The organism is Streptomyces sp. NPDC090119 (assembly GCF_044747085.1).
Classification (GTDB): domain Bacteria; phylum Actinomycetota; class Actinomycetes; order Streptomycetales; family Streptomycetaceae; genus Streptomyces.
Map to the genome: position 1 here is coordinate 570,853 of NZ_JBIVDK010000003.1, position 15,574 is coordinate 586,426.

17 protein-coding genes are annotated in these 15,574 nt (G+C 70.6%); 6 read left to right on the forward strand and 11 right to left on the reverse strand.

The features are described 5' to 3' along the window. The first annotated feature begins 20 nt into the window (after positions 1-20). The 3 genes from ACIPPM_RS15305 to ACIPPM_RS15315 are packed head-to-tail and all read left to right on the forward strand — an operon-like array spanning position 21 to position 3,570. Entirely contained in the window at positions 21-545 is a 525-nt protein-coding gene (locus tag ACIPPM_RS15305) for a PadR family transcriptional regulator (protein ID WP_401447553.1), read from the forward strand. Continuing rightward, positions 542-1,231 (forward strand): ABC transporter ATP-binding protein, encoded by a 690-nt coding sequence (locus ACIPPM_RS15310; RefSeq protein WP_401447556.1) that lies wholly within the window; start codon positions 542-544, stop codon positions 1,229-1,231. Before ACIPPM_RS15305 ends, ACIPPM_RS15310 begins: the two co-directional genes overlap by 4 nt. Then, positions 1,228-3,570 carry an ABC transporter permease gene (locus ACIPPM_RS15315; RefSeq protein ID WP_401447558.1) on the forward strand — a complete coding sequence of 781 codons (2,343 nt, stop codon included), beginning with the start codon at positions 1,228-1,230 and terminating at the stop codon, positions 3,568-3,570. Before ACIPPM_RS15310 ends, ACIPPM_RS15315 begins: the two co-directional genes overlap by 4 nt. Before the next feature lie 4 nt (positions 3,571-3,574). On the opposite strand, the gene ACIPPM_RS15320 is transcribed toward ACIPPM_RS15315, so the two are convergent. Then, positions 3,575-4,543 (reverse strand): hydrogen peroxide-inducible genes activator, encoded by a 969-nt coding sequence (locus tag ACIPPM_RS15320; protein ID WP_401447560.1) that lies wholly within the window; start codon positions 4,541-4,543, stop codon positions 3,575-3,577. Positions 4,544-4,678: 135 nt separating this feature from the next. Between ACIPPM_RS15320 and ACIPPM_RS15325 the strand changes: the two genes are divergently transcribed. Continuing rightward, the gene (locus tag ACIPPM_RS15325; RefSeq protein ID WP_388996134.1) at positions 4,679-5,233 is read left to right on the forward strand and encodes a peroxiredoxin; all 555 of its coding nucleotides are present in this window, start codon (positions 4,679-4,681) and stop codon (positions 5,231-5,233) included. A 3-nt stretch (positions 5,234-5,236) separates the two neighbouring features. Beyond that, positions 5,237-5,770: an alkyl hydroperoxide reductase gene (locus tag ACIPPM_RS15330; protein WP_401447564.1), complete on the forward strand. Its 534-nt coding sequence runs from the start codon at positions 5,237-5,239 to the stop codon at positions 5,768-5,770. Between the two features lie 35 nt (positions 5,771-5,805). Here the strand turns inward: ACIPPM_RS15330 and ACIPPM_RS15335 are convergent, their stop codons facing one another. The 5 genes from ACIPPM_RS15335 to ACIPPM_RS15355 form a co-directional block, all read right to left on the reverse strand. Then, positions 5,806-7,155, reverse strand: a complete 1,350-nt coding sequence (locus ACIPPM_RS15335; RefSeq protein WP_401447567.1) for an AI-2E family transporter — start codon at positions 7,153-7,155, stop codon at positions 5,806-5,808. Between the two features lie 172 nt (positions 7,156-7,327). Then, positions 7,328-8,044 (reverse strand): transglycosylase SLT domain-containing protein, encoded by a 717-nt coding sequence (locus tag ACIPPM_RS15340; protein ID WP_393595487.1) that lies wholly within the window; start codon positions 8,042-8,044, stop codon positions 7,328-7,330. A 401-nt stretch (positions 8,045-8,445) separates the two neighbouring features. Beyond that, positions 8,446-9,771 (reverse strand): PhoH family protein, encoded by a 1,326-nt coding sequence (locus ACIPPM_RS15345; RefSeq protein ID WP_393595489.1) that lies wholly within the window; start codon positions 9,769-9,771, stop codon positions 8,446-8,448. A 371-nt stretch (positions 9,772-10,142) separates the two neighbouring features. Further along, positions 10,143-10,916 (reverse strand): isoprenyl transferase, encoded by a 774-nt coding sequence (locus ACIPPM_RS15350; protein WP_401447569.1) that lies wholly within the window; start codon positions 10,914-10,916, stop codon positions 10,143-10,145. 387 nt (positions 10,917-11,303) lie between these two features. Then, complete coding sequence (locus ACIPPM_RS15355) at positions 11,304-12,122, reverse strand: methyltransferase domain-containing protein (protein ID WP_401447571.1); 819 nt, start codon at positions 12,120-12,122, stop codon at positions 11,304-11,306. A 221-nt stretch (positions 12,123-12,343) separates the two neighbouring features. Here ACIPPM_RS15355 and ACIPPM_RS15360 point away from each other — a divergent pair, with 221 nt between their 5' ends. Then, positions 12,344-12,700 (forward strand): DUF192 domain-containing protein, encoded by a 357-nt coding sequence (locus tag ACIPPM_RS15360; RefSeq protein ID WP_401447574.1) that lies wholly within the window; start codon positions 12,344-12,346, stop codon positions 12,698-12,700. Positions 12,701-12,704: 4 nt separating this feature from the next. Here ACIPPM_RS15360 and ACIPPM_RS15365 read toward each other — a convergent pair whose 3' ends face one another. From ACIPPM_RS15365 to ACIPPM_RS15385, 5 genes are all read right to left on the reverse strand, one after another. After that, positions 12,705-13,331, reverse strand: a complete 627-nt coding sequence (locus ACIPPM_RS15365) for an OmpA family protein (protein WP_401447576.1) — start codon at positions 13,329-13,331, stop codon at positions 12,705-12,707. A gap of 7 nt (positions 13,332-13,338) precedes the next feature. Continuing rightward, positions 13,339-13,923 carry a hypothetical protein gene (locus ACIPPM_RS15370; RefSeq protein WP_401447578.1) on the reverse strand — a complete coding sequence of 195 codons (585 nt, stop codon included), beginning with the start codon at positions 13,921-13,923 and terminating at the stop codon, positions 13,339-13,341. 30 nt (positions 13,924-13,953) lie between these two features. Then, positions 13,954-14,553, reverse strand: a complete 600-nt coding sequence (locus tag ACIPPM_RS15375) for a pilus assembly protein TadG-related protein (protein WP_401448485.1) — start codon at positions 14,551-14,553, stop codon at positions 13,954-13,956. Continuing rightward, complete coding sequence (locus tag ACIPPM_RS15380) at positions 14,550-14,747, reverse strand: hypothetical protein (RefSeq protein WP_401447581.1); 198 nt, start codon at positions 14,745-14,747, stop codon at positions 14,550-14,552. The genes ACIPPM_RS15375 and ACIPPM_RS15380 overlap by 4 nt, the downstream gene beginning before the upstream one ends. Before the next feature lie 107 nt (positions 14,748-14,854). Further along, positions 14,855-15,574: a response regulator gene (locus ACIPPM_RS15385; protein WP_401447584.1), complete on the reverse strand. Its 720-nt coding sequence runs from the start codon at positions 15,572-15,574 to the stop codon at positions 14,855-14,857.

Consider the following 15,574-nt stretch of genomic DNA (forward strand, 5'->3'; position numbering starts at 1 on the left):
CCGTGTGTAGAGTGCTCGCCATGTCCATTGGTCACACCCTTCTAGGGCTCCTGGAGTCCGGCCCCCGGCACGGCTACGACCTCAAGCGGGCCTTCGACGACACCTTCGGCCACGACCGGCCGCTCGCCTACGGGCAGGTCTACGCGACCATGTCCCGGCTGCTGAAGAACGGCCTCGTGGAGGTCGAAGGCATCGAGGCGGGCGACGGGCCCGACCGGAAACGCTATGCCATCACCGACGCCGGCATCACGGACGTCGCGCAGTGGCTCGCCAGCCCGGAGAAGCCGGAGGACTACCTCCGCTCGACCCTGTACACCAAGGTCGTACTGGCTCTCCTCACCCACCGCGACGCCGCCGACGTCCTCGACACCCAGCGCTCGGAGCACCTGCGCAGCATGCGCGTGCTCACCGACCGCAAGCGCAAGGGCGACCTCGCGGACCAGCTGATCTGCGACCACGCCCTGTTCCATCTGGAGGCCGACCTCAGATGGCTGGAACTGACCGCGGCACGCCTCGACAAACTTCGCACGGAGGTGGTCGCATGACCCCGCCCGCGGGCTCCCTGCTCGTCGCCCATGATCTGCGCAAGTCCTACGGACCGACGGTCGCCCTCGACGGCGCCGCCTTCTCCGTCCACCCCGGCGAGGTGGTCGCCGTGATGGGCCCCTCCGGCTCCGGCAAGTCCACCCTGCTGCACTGCCTCGCCGGGATCGTCCGGCCCGACTCCGGCTCGATCACGTACGCCGGACGCGAGTTGACCACGATGAGCGACACCGAGCGCAGCGCCCTCCGGCGGGGCGAGTTCGGCTTCGTCTTCCAGTTCGGCCAGCTCGTCCCGGAGTTGACCTGCGTGGAGAACGTGGCGCTGCCGCTGCGGCTGAACGGCACCCCGCGCAAGGAGGCCGAACGGACCGCGCTCACCTGGATGGAACGGCTGGAGGTGCACGACCTCGGGCGCAAGCGGCCCGGCGAGGTCTCCGGCGGTCAGGGCCAGCGGGTCGCGGTGGCGCGGGCGCTGGTCACCGGACCCCGCCTGCTGTTCGCCGACGAGCCGACCGGCGCGCTGGACTCGCTCAACGGCGAGCGCGTGATGGAACTGCTCACCGACGCCGCCCGCTCCACCAACGCGGCCGTCGTCCTCGTCACCCACGAGGCCCGGGTGGCGGCCTGGTCCGACCGCGAGATCGTCGTGCGCGACGGCCGCTCACGGGACATGGAGCACAGCGCATGAGCCTTCGGCAGTACGCCCGAGACCTGGGGATGGGGGCCCGGTTCGCCGTGACCGGGGGGCGCGAGGGGTGGGTCCGTACGGCGCTGACCGCGGTCGGCGTCGGTATGGGCGTGGCGTTGCTGCTGCTCACCACCGCGCTGCCCGGTGTCGTCTCCGCCCGCCACGCGGTGGAGAACGCCCGGACCGACTACATGTTCACCCCGCACCCGCTGCCCCGGGGCGACGACACCTTACTGCTGGCGGCCACCGACACCTGGTGGCGGGCCAAGCCCGTCCGCGGTCGCCTGCTCGAACCCGAGGGCCCGAAGGCCCCGACGCCGCCCGGTGTCGGCCGCTTCCCCGCCGAGGGCGAGATGCTGGTCTCCCCCGAGCTGGGCAGGCTGCTCGCCTCCGGCGACGCGAAGCTGCTGCGCGAGCGGCTGCCGTACCGGATCACCGGGACCATCGGCGCGAAGGGGCTGCTCGGCCCGCGCGAACTCGTCTACTACGCGGGCACCGAGGGCCTGAAACCCGGTACGCCCGGCGCCCGCGTGGAGCGGCTGCGCTCCTTCGGCGACCCGCACCCGGAGCCCGAACACACCGACCCGGTACTGCTGATGATCACGCTGGTGTCGTTCGTGGTGCTGCTGATGCCGGTCGCGGTGTTCATCGCCGCCGCCGTGCGCTTCGGCGGTGAGCGGCGCGACCGCAGGCTGGCCGCGCTGCGGCTGGTGGGCGCCGACAGCCGGACCACCCGGCGGATCGCGGCGGGCGAGGCGCTGACCGGCTCGCTGATCGGACTCGCCGTCGGCGCCGGTCTCTTCCTGGCCGGACGGCAGCTCGCCGGGTCGGTGACGGTCATGGGCGAGAGCTTCTACCCCGCCTATCTCGACCCCTCTCCCCTGCTCGTCCTGCTGGTGGCGCTCGCGGTCCCGGCGTGCGCGGTGCTGGTCACGCTGCTGGCCATGCGCGGGGTGGTCGTCGAACCGCTCGGCGTGGTGCGTACCGCCGTGCCCGCCCGGCGTCGGCTGTGGTGGCGGCTGCTGCTGCCGGTGGCCGGTCTGGCGCTGCTCTACCCGATGGTCGGCCAGGGCCGCTCGAACGGCGACTTCAACCAGTACCTCGTCGTCGCCGGTGTCCTGCTGCTCCTGGTCGGCGTCACCTCCCTGCTGCCCTGGCTGGTGGAACGCGCCGTCGCCCGGCTCGACCCGGGTGCGCTGTCCTGGCAACTGGCCGTGCGCAGGCTCCAGTTGAGCAGCGGTACGGCCGCCCGTACGGTCAACGGCGTCGCGGTCGCGGTGGCCGGTGCCATCGCGCTCCAGATGCTGTTCGCGGGCGTGCAGAGCGCGTACGTGAGGGACTCGGGGAAGGACCCGGCCCGCGCTCAGCTGGAGATCGACCTCTCCGACCACGCCCAGGTCGGTCCGGCCGCCGCCGCGGTCGCCCGGACCGAGGGCGTGCGGACGTCGGTCGGGCTGGCCACGGCCTCGCTCGGCGCGAAGCCGCGGGACGCGGACGTCTCATTCGGCTTCGTGATGGGCGACTGCGCCGCGCTGCGGGAGCTGGCGCACCTGCCGTCCTGCCGTGACGGCGACACCTTCGCCCTCATCGACCCGGAGTCCGATCCGACGTACGACCCGTACCGCGACGCCTTGCTGCGTCCGGGCCACACCGCCTACATCGACCCCTCGTACGCCGACATCCGCGGCCTCGCGGTGCCGATCACCGTCCCCGAGCACCTGCGCCGGGTCACGTCCCGCAAGGACCCGCTGATGCCCAGCGCCACCGGTCTGCTGGTCACCCCGGCCGCGTTCCCGAAGGCCGCCGAACCGGCCCTGCTCGGCCAGGTCTTCGTACGGACGGACCCGGCGGTGCCGAACGCGCAGGAGTACGTGCGCAACACCGCCGCGCGGGTCGACCCGGTCTCGGACATCATGGCCGTGCGCCCGACCGAGACATCCTCCCGGTACGCCTCCCTGCGCACCGGCACGCTGATCGGCGCGTCCTGTGTGCTGATGCTGATCGGGGCGAGCCTGCTGGTCTCCCAGCTGGAGCAGTTGCGTGAGCGGCGCAGACTGCTGTCGGCGCTGGTCGCGTTCGGCACCCGGCGCCGCACGCTCGGCCTGTCCGTGCTGTGGCAGTCGGCCCTCCCGATCACGCTGGGCCTGCTGCTGGCCGCCGTGGTGGGCGTGACGCTGGGCGCGGTGCTGCTGCGGATGTCGGCGGCGAAGGTGACCGTGGTCTGGTCCGACGTGCTGGCACTGACCGGCGTCGGCGCGGGCGTCGTCCTCGCGGTCACCCTGCTCACCCTGCCGCCACTGCTCCGGATGACCCGCCCCGACGGGCTGCGCACCGAGTAGCGGATCAGTCCGCCGCGCCCACGATCCGTACGGGCAGCGGGCTCATCGCCTCGCGCAGGGCCGCGGCCAGCTCCTCGTACTCGGCGGAGCGGGCCGCGGCCGTGCGCATGGCGAGGGCGATCCGACGGCTCGGGGCCGGACCGGCGAAGGAGCTGGTGAGGACCTTGCTGCCGCGGGTCGCCTCCAGCCGTATCGCGGTGCGCGGCAGCAGGGTGCAGCCGAGGCCGCCCGCGACCAGCTGGACCAGGGTGGAGAGCCCGGCCGCGGTCGTGGTGACCGGGGCCGCGCCCCCGCCCCGGATCTCCCGGCCGGCCTCCCGGCAGATCTCCAGCGCCTGATCGCGCAGGCAGTGCCCCTCGTCCAGCAGCAGCAGGTTCAGCTCGCGCAGCGCCTCACGCGGGATGCCGCTACGGCAGCCGAGGTCATGCCCGTGCGGGGTGACGAGCACGAAGTCCTCGTCGAACAGCGGGAGTTCACTCACCCCGGGCACACCGAGCGGCACCGCGAGCAGCAGCAGGTCGAGCCGCCCGGAGTGCAGGCCCTCCAGCAGGCTGGCGGTCTGCTCCTCATGTACCTGGAGGTCGAGCTGCGGATAGCGCTCGTGCACCAGGCGCAGCACGGTCGGCAGCAGATACGGGGCGACGGTCGGGATGGCGCCGAGCCGCAGCACCCCGGTGAACGGCGCCCGGACCGCCTCCGCCTCCTCCAGCAGCGCGCCCATCTCGGCCAGCACCGCCTTCGCCCGCACCGCGAGCCGCTCCCCGGCCGAGGAGAGCAGCACCTTGCGGGTCGTCCGCTCCACCAGGGCCACGCCGAGGGTCTCCTCCAGCGCGGCGACCGCCCCGGACAGCGCGGGCTGGCTCATCCCGATGGCGGCGGCCGCGTCCCGGAAGTGCAGGTGCTCGGCGACCGCGGCGAAGGCACGCAACTGCGCCAGGGTCGGCTGCTTCCGCTTGCCACTACTGATGGTCACTGATAGCCACCTCCGATCAACCAGACCGAGTGTAGCTATTTCACTAATCAATCCACCCTGTGCCACCATCGGCGCAGTCCAACCCATGGGAGACATCCCGCAAGCTGGGGCGTCCCCGCGCTGCAAGGAGAGTACGTGCTCACTGTCGGTGACAAGTTCCCCGAGTTCGAACTGACCGCCTGCGTCTCGCTGGAGAAGGGCAAGGAGTTCGGGACGATCGACCACAAGACCTACGAGGGCAAGTGGAAGATCGTTTTCGCGTGGCCCAAGGACTTCACCTTCGTGTGCCCGACCGAGATCGCCGCCTTCGGCAAGCTGAACGACGAGTTCGCCGACCGTGACGCGCAGGTCCTCGGCTTCTCCGGCGACTCCGAGTTCGTCCACCACGCCTGGCGCAAGGACCACCCGGACCTGACCGACCTGCCGTTCCCGATGATGGCGGACTCCAAGCACGAGCTGATGCGCGACCTGGGCATCGAGGGCGAGGACGGCTTCGCCAAGCGCGCCGTCTTCATCGTCGACCAGAACAACGAGATCCAGTTCACCATGGTGACCGCGGGCTCCGTCGGCCGTAACCCCAAGGAGGTCCTGCGGGTCCTCGACGCCCTCCAGACGGACGAGCTGTGCCCGTGCAACTGGAGCAAGGGCGAGGACACCCTCGACCCGGTCGCGCTGCTGGCGGGTGAGTGACCCATGTCCCTCGACTCGCTGAAGTCCCGCGTCCCGGACTACGCCAAGGACCTCAAGCTCAACCTGGGCTCGGTCATCGGCAACTCCGACCTCCCGGCGCAGCAGCTCTGGGGCACCGTGCTGGCGACCGCGATCGCCTCGCGCTCCCCCATCGTGCTGCGTGAGCTGGAGCCGGACGCGAAGGCCAACCTCTCGCCGGAGGCGTACGACGCGGCCAAGTCCGCCGCCGCCATCATGGCGATGAACAACGTCTTCTACCGCACCCGGCACCTGCTGTCGGACCACGAGTACGGCACCCTGCGCGCGGGCCTGCGGATGAACGTCATCGGCAACCCCGGCGTCGACAAGGTCGACTTCGAGCTGTGGTCCTTCGCGGTCTCCGCGATCAACGGCTGCGGTCTGTGCCTCGACTCGCACGAGCAGGTGCTCCGCAAGGCCGGTGTCGAGCGCGACGTGATCCAGGAGGCGTTCAAGATCGCCTCCGTGGTCCAGGCGATCGGTGTCACCCTCGACGCCGAGGCCGTCCTCGCCGAGTAGTACCGCTTGGCAGTACCCCCGCCCGAAGGCCCCGCTCACACCTGGTGAGCGGGGCCTTCGGTGTTGTCGCGGACGTCCTCGGGGGCGGTGCCCCCGGAAACCCCTCCGGCCGGAACGGCCTCGTCCTCAGGCGCCGGACCGGCTGCGTCGTCCGTACCCGGAGTCGGCCAGTCCTGCTCCGCCGAATACCGCTTCAAGTACCCCACGACCGTGTTCGTCACGGCCACCAGCGGAACGGCGACCACCGCGCCGCCGATGCCCGCCACCATGCCGCCCGCCGCGACCGTCAGGACCACCGCGAGCGGATGGACCCGCACCGCCCGGCCCAGGATGAACGGCTGGAGCACATGGCCCTCGATCTGCTGGACCGCGAGCACCACCACCAGGGTCATGAGCGCGGCGAACACGCCCTGCGTCACCAGCGCGACGACGACCGCCAGCGCGCCGGAGGCGACCGCGCCGACCAGCGGGATGAACGAGAACAGGAAGATGAAGACCGCCAGCGGCACCGCCAGCGGCACATCGAGGAAGTAGATCCCGAGTCCGATGAATATGGCGTCGATCAGCGCGACCAGCACCGTGCCGCGCACGTACGCGGTCAGGGTGGCCCAGGCGCGCGGACCGGCACCGGCCACGCCCGGACGGGCGGCGGCGGGCATCAGCTTCAGGAACCACTCCCAGATCCGCTTGCCGTCGTACAGCAGGAAGAGTGTGGAGAAGAAGACCAGCAGGATGCCGGTCAGCGCCTCGACGACGACCTGAACTCCCTCAAGACCGGCGGAAGTTATCTGGTCGGTGTTGGCGCCGACGGCCTCGCGGAGGTTCTTCGCGATCTGGTTGATCTGCTTGTCGGTGACATGGAACGGGCTCTTCAGCAGCCAGTTGCGCAGATCGTCGATGCCGTTCTGGATCTGGCTGGAGAGGGTGTCGATGTTCTCCATGACCTGCCAGGTCACGAACCAGCCCAGCAGCCCGATGATCACGAAGCCCGATATGGCGGTGAGCGCCGTCGACGGACCGCGCGGCATGCCGTACCGCATCAGCCGGGCCACGGTCGGCTGGAGCAGCGCGGTGACCAGCAGGGCGATCACGAACGCGAACACCACGAGCTGGACGGCGCTGATGACCCGCATCAGCACCCAGACCGTGCCCGCCAGGACCAGCAGCCGCCAGCCCGCCTCGGCGGCGACCCGGACTCCCCACGGCACGGCGTGCGCGGGATCGGGGCGCGGGGCGGTCGGCGCCGGGCGGGGCGCGGGTACGGCCACCGCGTCGGGGGGTCCCTCGGGACCCGCGTGCTCCTTCTGGACCTCGGCGCGGCGCTCGTCCAGGCGCTCGCTCATCTCGGTCAGTCCGGCACCGAGCCGTCCGAGCCATCCTGGCATTCGCGTCATGTTGCCTACCCTTCCCCCGCGTCCCGGGCCCACTCCGTCGCGCCTTGTCACAAAGGGGGAGCCATCAGGGGACGACCGTACCGTGCGAAAGCCCCTCACCCCGGGAGGGGGAGGGGCTGCGCGCGGCCGGGTACCAGGAAGCGGCCCAGTACCAGTGGTTGGCCTAGTACCAGTGGTTGGCCTGCCAGAAGGTCCATGCCTCGCACGGGCTGCCGTAGCGGCTGTCCATGTAGTTGAGGCCCCACTTGATCTGGGTCGCCGGGTTGGTCTGCCAGTCGGCGCCCACCGAGGACATCTTGGAGCCGGGCAGGGCCTGGAAGAGACCGTAGGCACCGGAGGAGGCGTTCACGGCACGGTAGTTCCAGCTCGACTCGTGGTCGACGATGTTGCTGAAGCACTGGAACTGGCCGCCGCCCACCATCTGACGGGCCATGGCCTGGATCTGGGAGACGGAGTAGCTGCCCTGGGGGGCGAAGCTGGAGGCGTCGCGGACATCGTCACGGCTGGCGGCGGCGGCCTTGGTCTCGGCCCGCTCCTTCGCCAGCTTGGCCGCCTTCTCGGCGTCCTCCTTCTTGGCGATGGCCGTGTCGGCGGCGGCCTTGCGGGCCGCTGCCTCGGCGTCCTTCTTGGCGCTCGCGTCGGCCGCGATGGCCTGCGCGTCGGCCTGCTGCGTCAGGGACGCGGTCTGGACCTGCGCCTGCTGATCCGCGGGGAGCTCAGCGAGGAGCGTGGTGTCGGCGGCCGTCGGCTCGGCGTCGTTGTTCTGCGCGACGCTGCCCGAGGCAACTCCGACGACGCTTCCTACGGCGGTGACCGCGGTGGCGGAGGCCACTGCGAATCCCCGGACCGAAATCCGGCTCACACGGTTTCCTTCCAGCATCGCCCGCTTCGGTGACCGTGGCGGACGCAATCTTGCCCCCGACACTGGTCTCCCAACTGAAGGGTCACAGGAGACACGGGCCCGGTGGGCAACTCCCGCACGGGGAGCGCCGCGTGATGCGCGGGCGGCATACGACGACGCTATGGAGTTGGCGACTTGCTCCGTGGATCGCGCCTGCCGGGGGGCTGGAACGTGCCTCGGGGTACAGGTGTGTCGTATGCGGGGCCTGACAGGACTGAGACTCTGCCGTAACCCGGCGGCGAGTGGCAATTCCGGGTTGCGTGTGAAAGCTCACACCTCGTTTGGCCCAAGGGAATTCCGGAAATACCAGCGCACGCAGACGCCGCCCGGCTAAGCTCTTCGGCTTCTCCGGGCGGCGTCCGCTGCTGTCCGATGACAGGTCAGATGTGGCCGTCCTCCAGCATTTCGGTCACCAGCGCCGCGATCTGGGACCTTTCGGACCGGTTCAGCGTGACGTGCGCGAAGAGCGGATGCCCCTTCAGCTTCTCCACGACGGCCACCACGCCGTCGTAGCGGCCGACACGCAGGTTGTCCCGCTGCGCCACGTCATGGGTGAGCACCACCCGCGAGTTGGCGCCGATCCGGGAGAGCACCGTCAGCAGCACGTTGCGCTCCAGCGACTGCGCCTCGTCCACGATCACGAAGGCGTCGTGCAGCGAGCGGCCGCGGATGTGGGTGAGCGGGAGGACCTCAAGCATCCCGCGCGCCGTGATCTCCTCGATGACCTCCCTGCTGGCGACCGCCCCGAGCGTGTCGAAGACGGCCTGGGCCCAGGGGCCCATCTTCTCCGACTCGCTGCCCGGCAGATATCCCAGTTCCTGCCCGCCGACCGCGTACAGCGGCCGGAAGACCATCACCTTCTGGTGCTGACGGCGTTCCAGCACCGCCTCCAGGCCCGCGCACAGCGCCAGCGCCGACTTGCCGGTGCCGGCGCGGCCGCCCATGGAGAGGATGCCGACGTCCGGATCGAGCAGCAGGTCGAGCGCGATGCGCTGCTCGGCACTGCGGCCCTTGATGCCGAACGCCTCCCGGTCGCCGCGCACCAGCCGGACGTTGCCCTCCGGGGTGACGCGGCCGAGTGCCTTGCCGCGCTCGGACTGGATGGTCAGTCCGGTGTGCACGGGCAGCTCGGACGCCTCGGGGACGAACACATGGCCTTCCTCGAAGAGGATGTCCACCTGTTCACCGGGGAGCGTCAGTTCGGACATGCCGGTCCAGCCGGAGGAGTCCGTGATGGCGAGTTCGGCGCGGTACTCCTCGGCCAGCAGACCGACCGAGGACGCCTTGATCCTGAGCGGCAGGTCCTTCGACACGACGGTGACGTCGAATCCCTCTGCCTGGAGGTTCCGGGCCACCGCGAGGATGCGGGAGTCGTTGTCCCCCAGGCGGTAGCCGCTGGGCAGCACGCTGGGGTCCGAGTGGTTGAGCTCGACACGCACGGTCCCGCCGAGTTCCCCGATCGGGATGGGGGCGTCGAGACGGCCGTACTTCACCCGGTAGTCGTCCAGCAGGCGCAGGGCCTGGCGGGCGAAATAACCGAGCTCGGGATGGTGCCGCTTGGCCTCCAGCTCGGTGACCACGACGATCGGGAGCACTACCTCGTGCTCCTCGAACCGGGTCACGGCGTTGGGGTCGGCCAGCAGGACGCTGGTGTCGAGAACATAGGTGCGCCGGTCGGGCTTGTGGCGCTTTGTGCTGGTCACCACGGAAGGACGTACCCCCTCGGATGAGGTCGGGGAGCGACGAAGTGGAACTGGACCGGTCTCAGGCCCCCGCGTGCGGCGGGCCGGAGACCGGCCCTCCGCGGCTGCTTCCGTGCGTGCGACGCACGGTCGGGCTGGTGCAAAGGGCCTCCCGGGCGGGCGACCCCGTGCCGCCCGCTGAGTCCGACGCCCGTGGTTCGGGTGTCGGCCTGAGAGCGTTATGCCCTCGATCTCGCGCGACCATGCAGAAGCGGCCACCGGCAGGCCGGTGAACTCCTTGTTACTTCCGGGCGAGGCCGGGTACACGGGAGCACCCCGCCGGACGGGTGCCGACGGGGTGCCTGGTGTGTCCTGATGCGCGCGCGGGGCGCCGGTCAGCCGCCGAAGCGGCGGTGACGCGCAGCGTAGTCGCGCAGGGCGCGCAGGAAGTCGACCTTGCGGAAGGCCGGCCAGAAGACCTCGCAGAAGTAGTACTCCGAGTGCGCGGTCTGCCAGAGCATGAACCCGGAGAGCCGCTGCTCACCGCTGGTACGGATCACCAGGTCGGGGTCGGGCTGGGCGCCGGTGTAGAGGTGGCGGCCGATCATGTCGACGTCCACCGACTCGGTCAGCTCGGCCATGGTGACGCCCTTGTCCTGGGCGTCGGCCAGCATGGAGCGCACGGCGTCGGCGATCTCCTGGCGGCCGCCGTACCCGATGGCGACGTTGACCACTATGCCGTCGACGTGGGCGGTGCCCTCCTCGGCCTCCTTGAGGGTCTGCTGCATCCCGGCGGGCAGCAGATCGCGGGTGCCGACGTGGTGCACGCGCCAGCGGCCGTCCTCGGCGAGGGTGCGGACGACCCCGTCGATGATGTCCAGCAGCGGGCCCAGCTCGTCCTGCGGCCGGTCGAAGTTGTCCGTGGACAGCAGCCAGAGGGTGACGACCTTGACGTCGGTCTCGTCGCACCAGCCGAGGAATTCCTCGATCTTCTCGGCACCGGCCCGGTGGCCGTGGACCGTGCTGGACCCCGCGGCCTTCGCCCAGCGGCGGTTGCCGTCCATGATGACGCCGATGTGCTCCGGCACCGCCGCGTGGTCCAGGTGACCTTCCACCCGGCGCGCGTACACCCTGACGAGCAGGGAGCGCAGCTTGTCGCGCAGGTTCACGTGAGAGCCCCTCCAGAACGGCCGCGGTTGCGGTCCCCGCGGGGGGCGAGCCTACCCGCGACGCTCGCGCCCAAGAAAAACGGGCCGGTCCGTGGGGGGGGAGACGGACCGGCCCGAGGGGGGGTTTCCACCATAACCCTTTGTGAGGGCAGAAGCGCGACCCGGCGCGCCACAACTACTCTGCGGAGTCGCCCGGCGACGCCCCGGTGGGCCCGGAATGCTTGATTCAGGGGCGCGTGATGGCCGATTCGCATCGGATTCCCAGGCGATCCGTCCTCTCAGCGAACGATCATCAGGTTTTTACGCCACTTCGGTGGTCTCCCCCGTGCGCTGCCCGGGTCCCCCCGAAGGACGACCCCGCCGACGAACGGTGACTTGACCATTCCGCTAAGCGACGACCGGTCCGACCCGTTCGACCCGTCCGACCGGTCCGACCGGTCTCCGGGCGACGAGGAGATGGCGCGCGCTGTGCGCCACGAACGGGCCGTCGGCCGTGATCCGCTCGTGCAGCGCGCGCAGCCGGTCCTCGTACGCCTCGACGGTGAAGTCCGGCACCATCCAGATCACCTTGCGCAGGAAGTGCACGACGGCGGCGATGTCGTGGAACTCCAGCCGCGGCCGCGCCGTCCGCACCTCCTCGACCTCCAGCCCGGCCGCCTCCGCCGCCGCACGCTCCAGGTCGGGGTGGCGGCCCCGGCGCACCGCCTCCGGCTGCGGTCCGAGGAAGTACTCGACCAGCTCGAACACGCTCGCCGGTCCGACGTGCTGCGCGAAGTACGTACCGCCCGGCCGCAGCACCCGCGCGATCTCCGGCCAGTCGGGGGTCACGGGGTGTCTGCTCAGCACCAGGTCGAAGGCTCCGTCGGCGAAGGGCAGCGGCGTGCCGTCCGGTGCGGCGACGACCACCACCCCGCGCGGGCCGAGCAGCGCGGTCGCCCTGGCCGCGTTCGGGGGCCAGCCCTCGGTGGCCGCGAGCAGGGCGGGACGGGCCGGGGCGGCCCGCCGCAGCGCGAAGTCGAACACCTCGCCGCCGCCGGTCTGGAGGTCGAGCGCGGCTTCCGCCCGCGCCAGCCGCTCCCCCGCCGAACGGGCGTAGCCCCACTCCGGCCGCTCCTCCGTGGCCCGGCCCGCGAACCAGGAGAAGTCCCAGCCGTCGGTGGGCACGGCGGCGCCCTCCGCCACCAGCTCCTCGAAAGTCCTGTCCATGGGGGCATGGTTCTCGAGCCGGGGGCCCGGCGTCACGGGGTTTTCGCGGCGGTGTTGCCCGCGAAGGGGTCGGCCTACAGGGGGCGTATGGGGTCCTCGGTAACGCCGCGCAGGCGTACGTCTTCGGGTTCGGCTGTCATGGATCGGAGTGTGGCAGGGGGCACTGACAACCGCGTGGGGCGTGGGGACGGTGGGTACGGTCCCGGCGGAGGTGGGGCCGGATGGCGCGCTGGCGGGACGGGCGGGGAACCCTGACGATCCATCGGGGCGGTGGGGAGGTGTGTGTGCCGCTGGAGCGGGCGGTGTCCTACCGGGCGCGGACCCGGGGGCTGCTCGGGCGGGACGCGGTCGAGGGGGCGCTGCTGCTGTCACCGGCCGCGAGTGTGCACACGTTCGGGATGCGGATGGCCATCGACGTGGCGTACCTGGACCGTTCGCTGCGGGTGCTGGCGGTGCGGACGATGGCGCCGGGGCGGCTGGGGCTGCCCCGGCTCAGGTCCCGGCACGTACTGGAGGCGGGGGCCGGGGCGATGGCGGGGTGGGGGCTGGTGGCGGGGGTGCGGGTGTCGGTCGGGTAGGCGGTCACTGGGCGGTGCGGGGGAAGGAGACCTCCACACGGCGGTTCTTCTTGCGGCCCGCTTCGGTGGAGTTGTCGGCGATGGGGTACTGCTCGCCGTAGCCGCGTACCTCGAAGGTGACGTCGGGGGCGTTGAGGTCCTGGTCCAGTACGGCCTGTACGGCGTTGGCGCGCTGCTTGGAGAGGACGTCGCCGTGGGCGGCGGAGCCGAGGTCGTCGGTGAAGCCGAAGACGCGTACGCGCGTGGCCTTCTGCTTCTCGATCTCGGCGGCGATGCCGGTGATGCGGGCGCGGGCCTCCGGGCCGAGCTTGGCGCTGTCCTTGCCGAAGAGGACTTCCGCCTGGAGGGCGAAGGTGACGTCGGCGTTGGTGTCCTCGCGGCGCTCGTCCCCGCTCTGGTCCTCGACGACGGACTTGATGTCCAGCACCTTCGCCCCCGCGAGCGTCGCCCCCTCCGGCAGCTTCAGATCCGGATCGGTGGCGTCCACCTCGACGGGCGCGGCCGCGCTGGGCTCGGTGCCGGGGGGTTCGCTGGGGCCGTCGTCGGCGTGGGCGTTGGCGGCGGTGAGAGGGGTGAGGAGGGCGGCGGTCGCGGCGATCGCGAGGAGGCGGGCGAGACGGGTGGTGGTCACTTTGGCCTCAGCCGGAGATCTTGAAGGTGGCGGTGGGGAAGGTGGGAAGTTGGAAGTCGACTTCGGACGTGTTCGCCGGAGGCGCCGGAAACTGCATGAACACCGCGAGTTCGGCACCGGACTTGAGGCCCGAGAAGCCCGTGGTCGTCAGCGGGCGCCCATCCGTGTCGCGCAGGACGTAATAACGCTTCTTCCCCTTGGAGTCGACCAGGGTCGCGCCTCCGAGCGACCTGCCGTTCCTGATGATCTCTGTTTCGTCGCCGCTCAGGGCCGACGGAATGACGACGTTCTTGGCGCCGTCGTTCCTCAGGGTGCCGTTCACCGTGACGAAACCACCCGAGTCCCGCTTGGCGGAAGTGATGCGGAGTGTCAGTCCGTCCGATCCCCGCAACTCCGCCAGCGGATCGTCCGACTGACCTTCCTGCGCACTCGGATTCGAGCCACCCGAGGTTGTCGCGGAGGCGGAGGCGTGCGGCTTCTTGTCGTCCCCGCCACCACCGCCACAGCCCGCCGCACCAAGGGCAAGGACGGCGGCGACCGAAAGGGCTGCCGCCCCCTTGGCGGTCCGCCGCCCGGTGAAACGCATACTCATGGCTGAATTCCTTTACGCGTCGATCGCCTGTCAGTCGGCGGCCAGGTGGACATCGAAGAGATCCTGCGGTTCGGGCAGGTGAGTGAGATCGTGCGGGTCCAGATCCCAGTCACGGCCGCCCTTGCAGGAAAGCCGCGGCAGCACGTCACCGTGCGCCCCTTCTCCAGGCTTCTCGAACACGCAGAGGGGGTCGATCACGGCCTTCGCGGACGCGGTCGACTTGAACTTCTCCGTGCCCGGGACGACGGACCGTCCGACCGACCTATCGGTCTCGGCCTCGACCGTGAAGGCGAGCGGCCCCTGCTGGCTGCACCGTGCGCCGGCATCGTTCTGGGCCGCCAGTTCGTCGGCTCGCCAGCAGGAGTCAGGCAGCGTGACATCGCCGTCGAACACGGCTTCCCACTTGGTGGGGTCGAGAATGTCATCGACCCATTTCCCCGCCAGCAGATCGCGCCTGTCCTGGGCCGCCGCCAGGGCCGCGGCGTCGGCCGCGGTCTGGGCGCCCCCGCGGTTCACCGATGCCTGGCCGACCGCGAGATAGGCCAACGCGAGAAAGAGCAGGCCCGCCACCACGGTGATGTAGATGGGGAAGGCCTGCCCTGTGTCCTGACGGAATCCTGATCCGGTCAGCCGCCGGTCACCTCGGAGATCTTTTGGGTGATCGCATCGAAGATCGACTGGCCGATACTCGTACCCGTGATCGCCAGCACGATCGCCACCACCACCGCGATGATGCCGAGGTATTCCACCGCGGTCTGCCCAGCGTCGCTGCGGGCGGCGCGGGCCCGCAGGCTCGCGACGGCGGTGTTGAACCAAGCGCTCATGGTGTTCCCCTCCGGATTCGCCTCCGATCCGGGCACCGTATGGCGGGGGAAGGAGGGGGGCCCAGGGTCCGTGGGCCCAAATTCGGGCCCAGTGGGGTGCTCGCATGTCATGCCACCCCTAACCACTTCGCGGTGGCCTGGGACCTGTTCGTGGTGTGGAGTTTGGCGAAGATGTGGTTGATGTGGTTCTTGACGGTCTTCTCGCTGATGAAGCAGGTGGCGGCGATCTGATGGTTCGTCATGCCGGATGCGACGAGGTCCATGATCTCCGCCTCTCTGGTGCTCAGTTGAAAACTCGACCGGAATGAGTGTCCCACGGGGGATTGCAGTTGCGAAAGGGGTTTTGCAGACAAGCCCCGCATCGCAGAGGGAAGTTCGGGTTCCGTGTGTGCAGTCGCACTCGGAGGAAGGAGGGCCCGTGCCGCCCCCGGCGTCACATGCGGACGCCCCTCGCGCACATCCCGCACCGCCCGCACCAACTGCTCCGTGCCGAATTCCCCGTGCACCAGATATCCCCCCGCCCCCAGCCGCAGCGCCTCCCGCACGGTCTCCGCCTCGTGGCTGTAGGTCAGCATCATGACGGGCGCCAGCCGGACCAGGTGGGGCAATGCCGAGATTCCGTCGACGCCGGGCATGCGGACGTCGAGGAGGACGACGTCGGGCCGGTGCAGCAGCGCGGCCTCGTACGCCTCGCGTCCGTCCGCCGCCTCGGCCACCACCGTGGTGTCCGCACGACCGGTGAGGAGTGCGGTGAGGCCGGCGCGGACCACGGGGTTGTCGTCGGCGACCACGAGACGCAGCGGGTCGGTGGGGGGCGGGAACCGCAT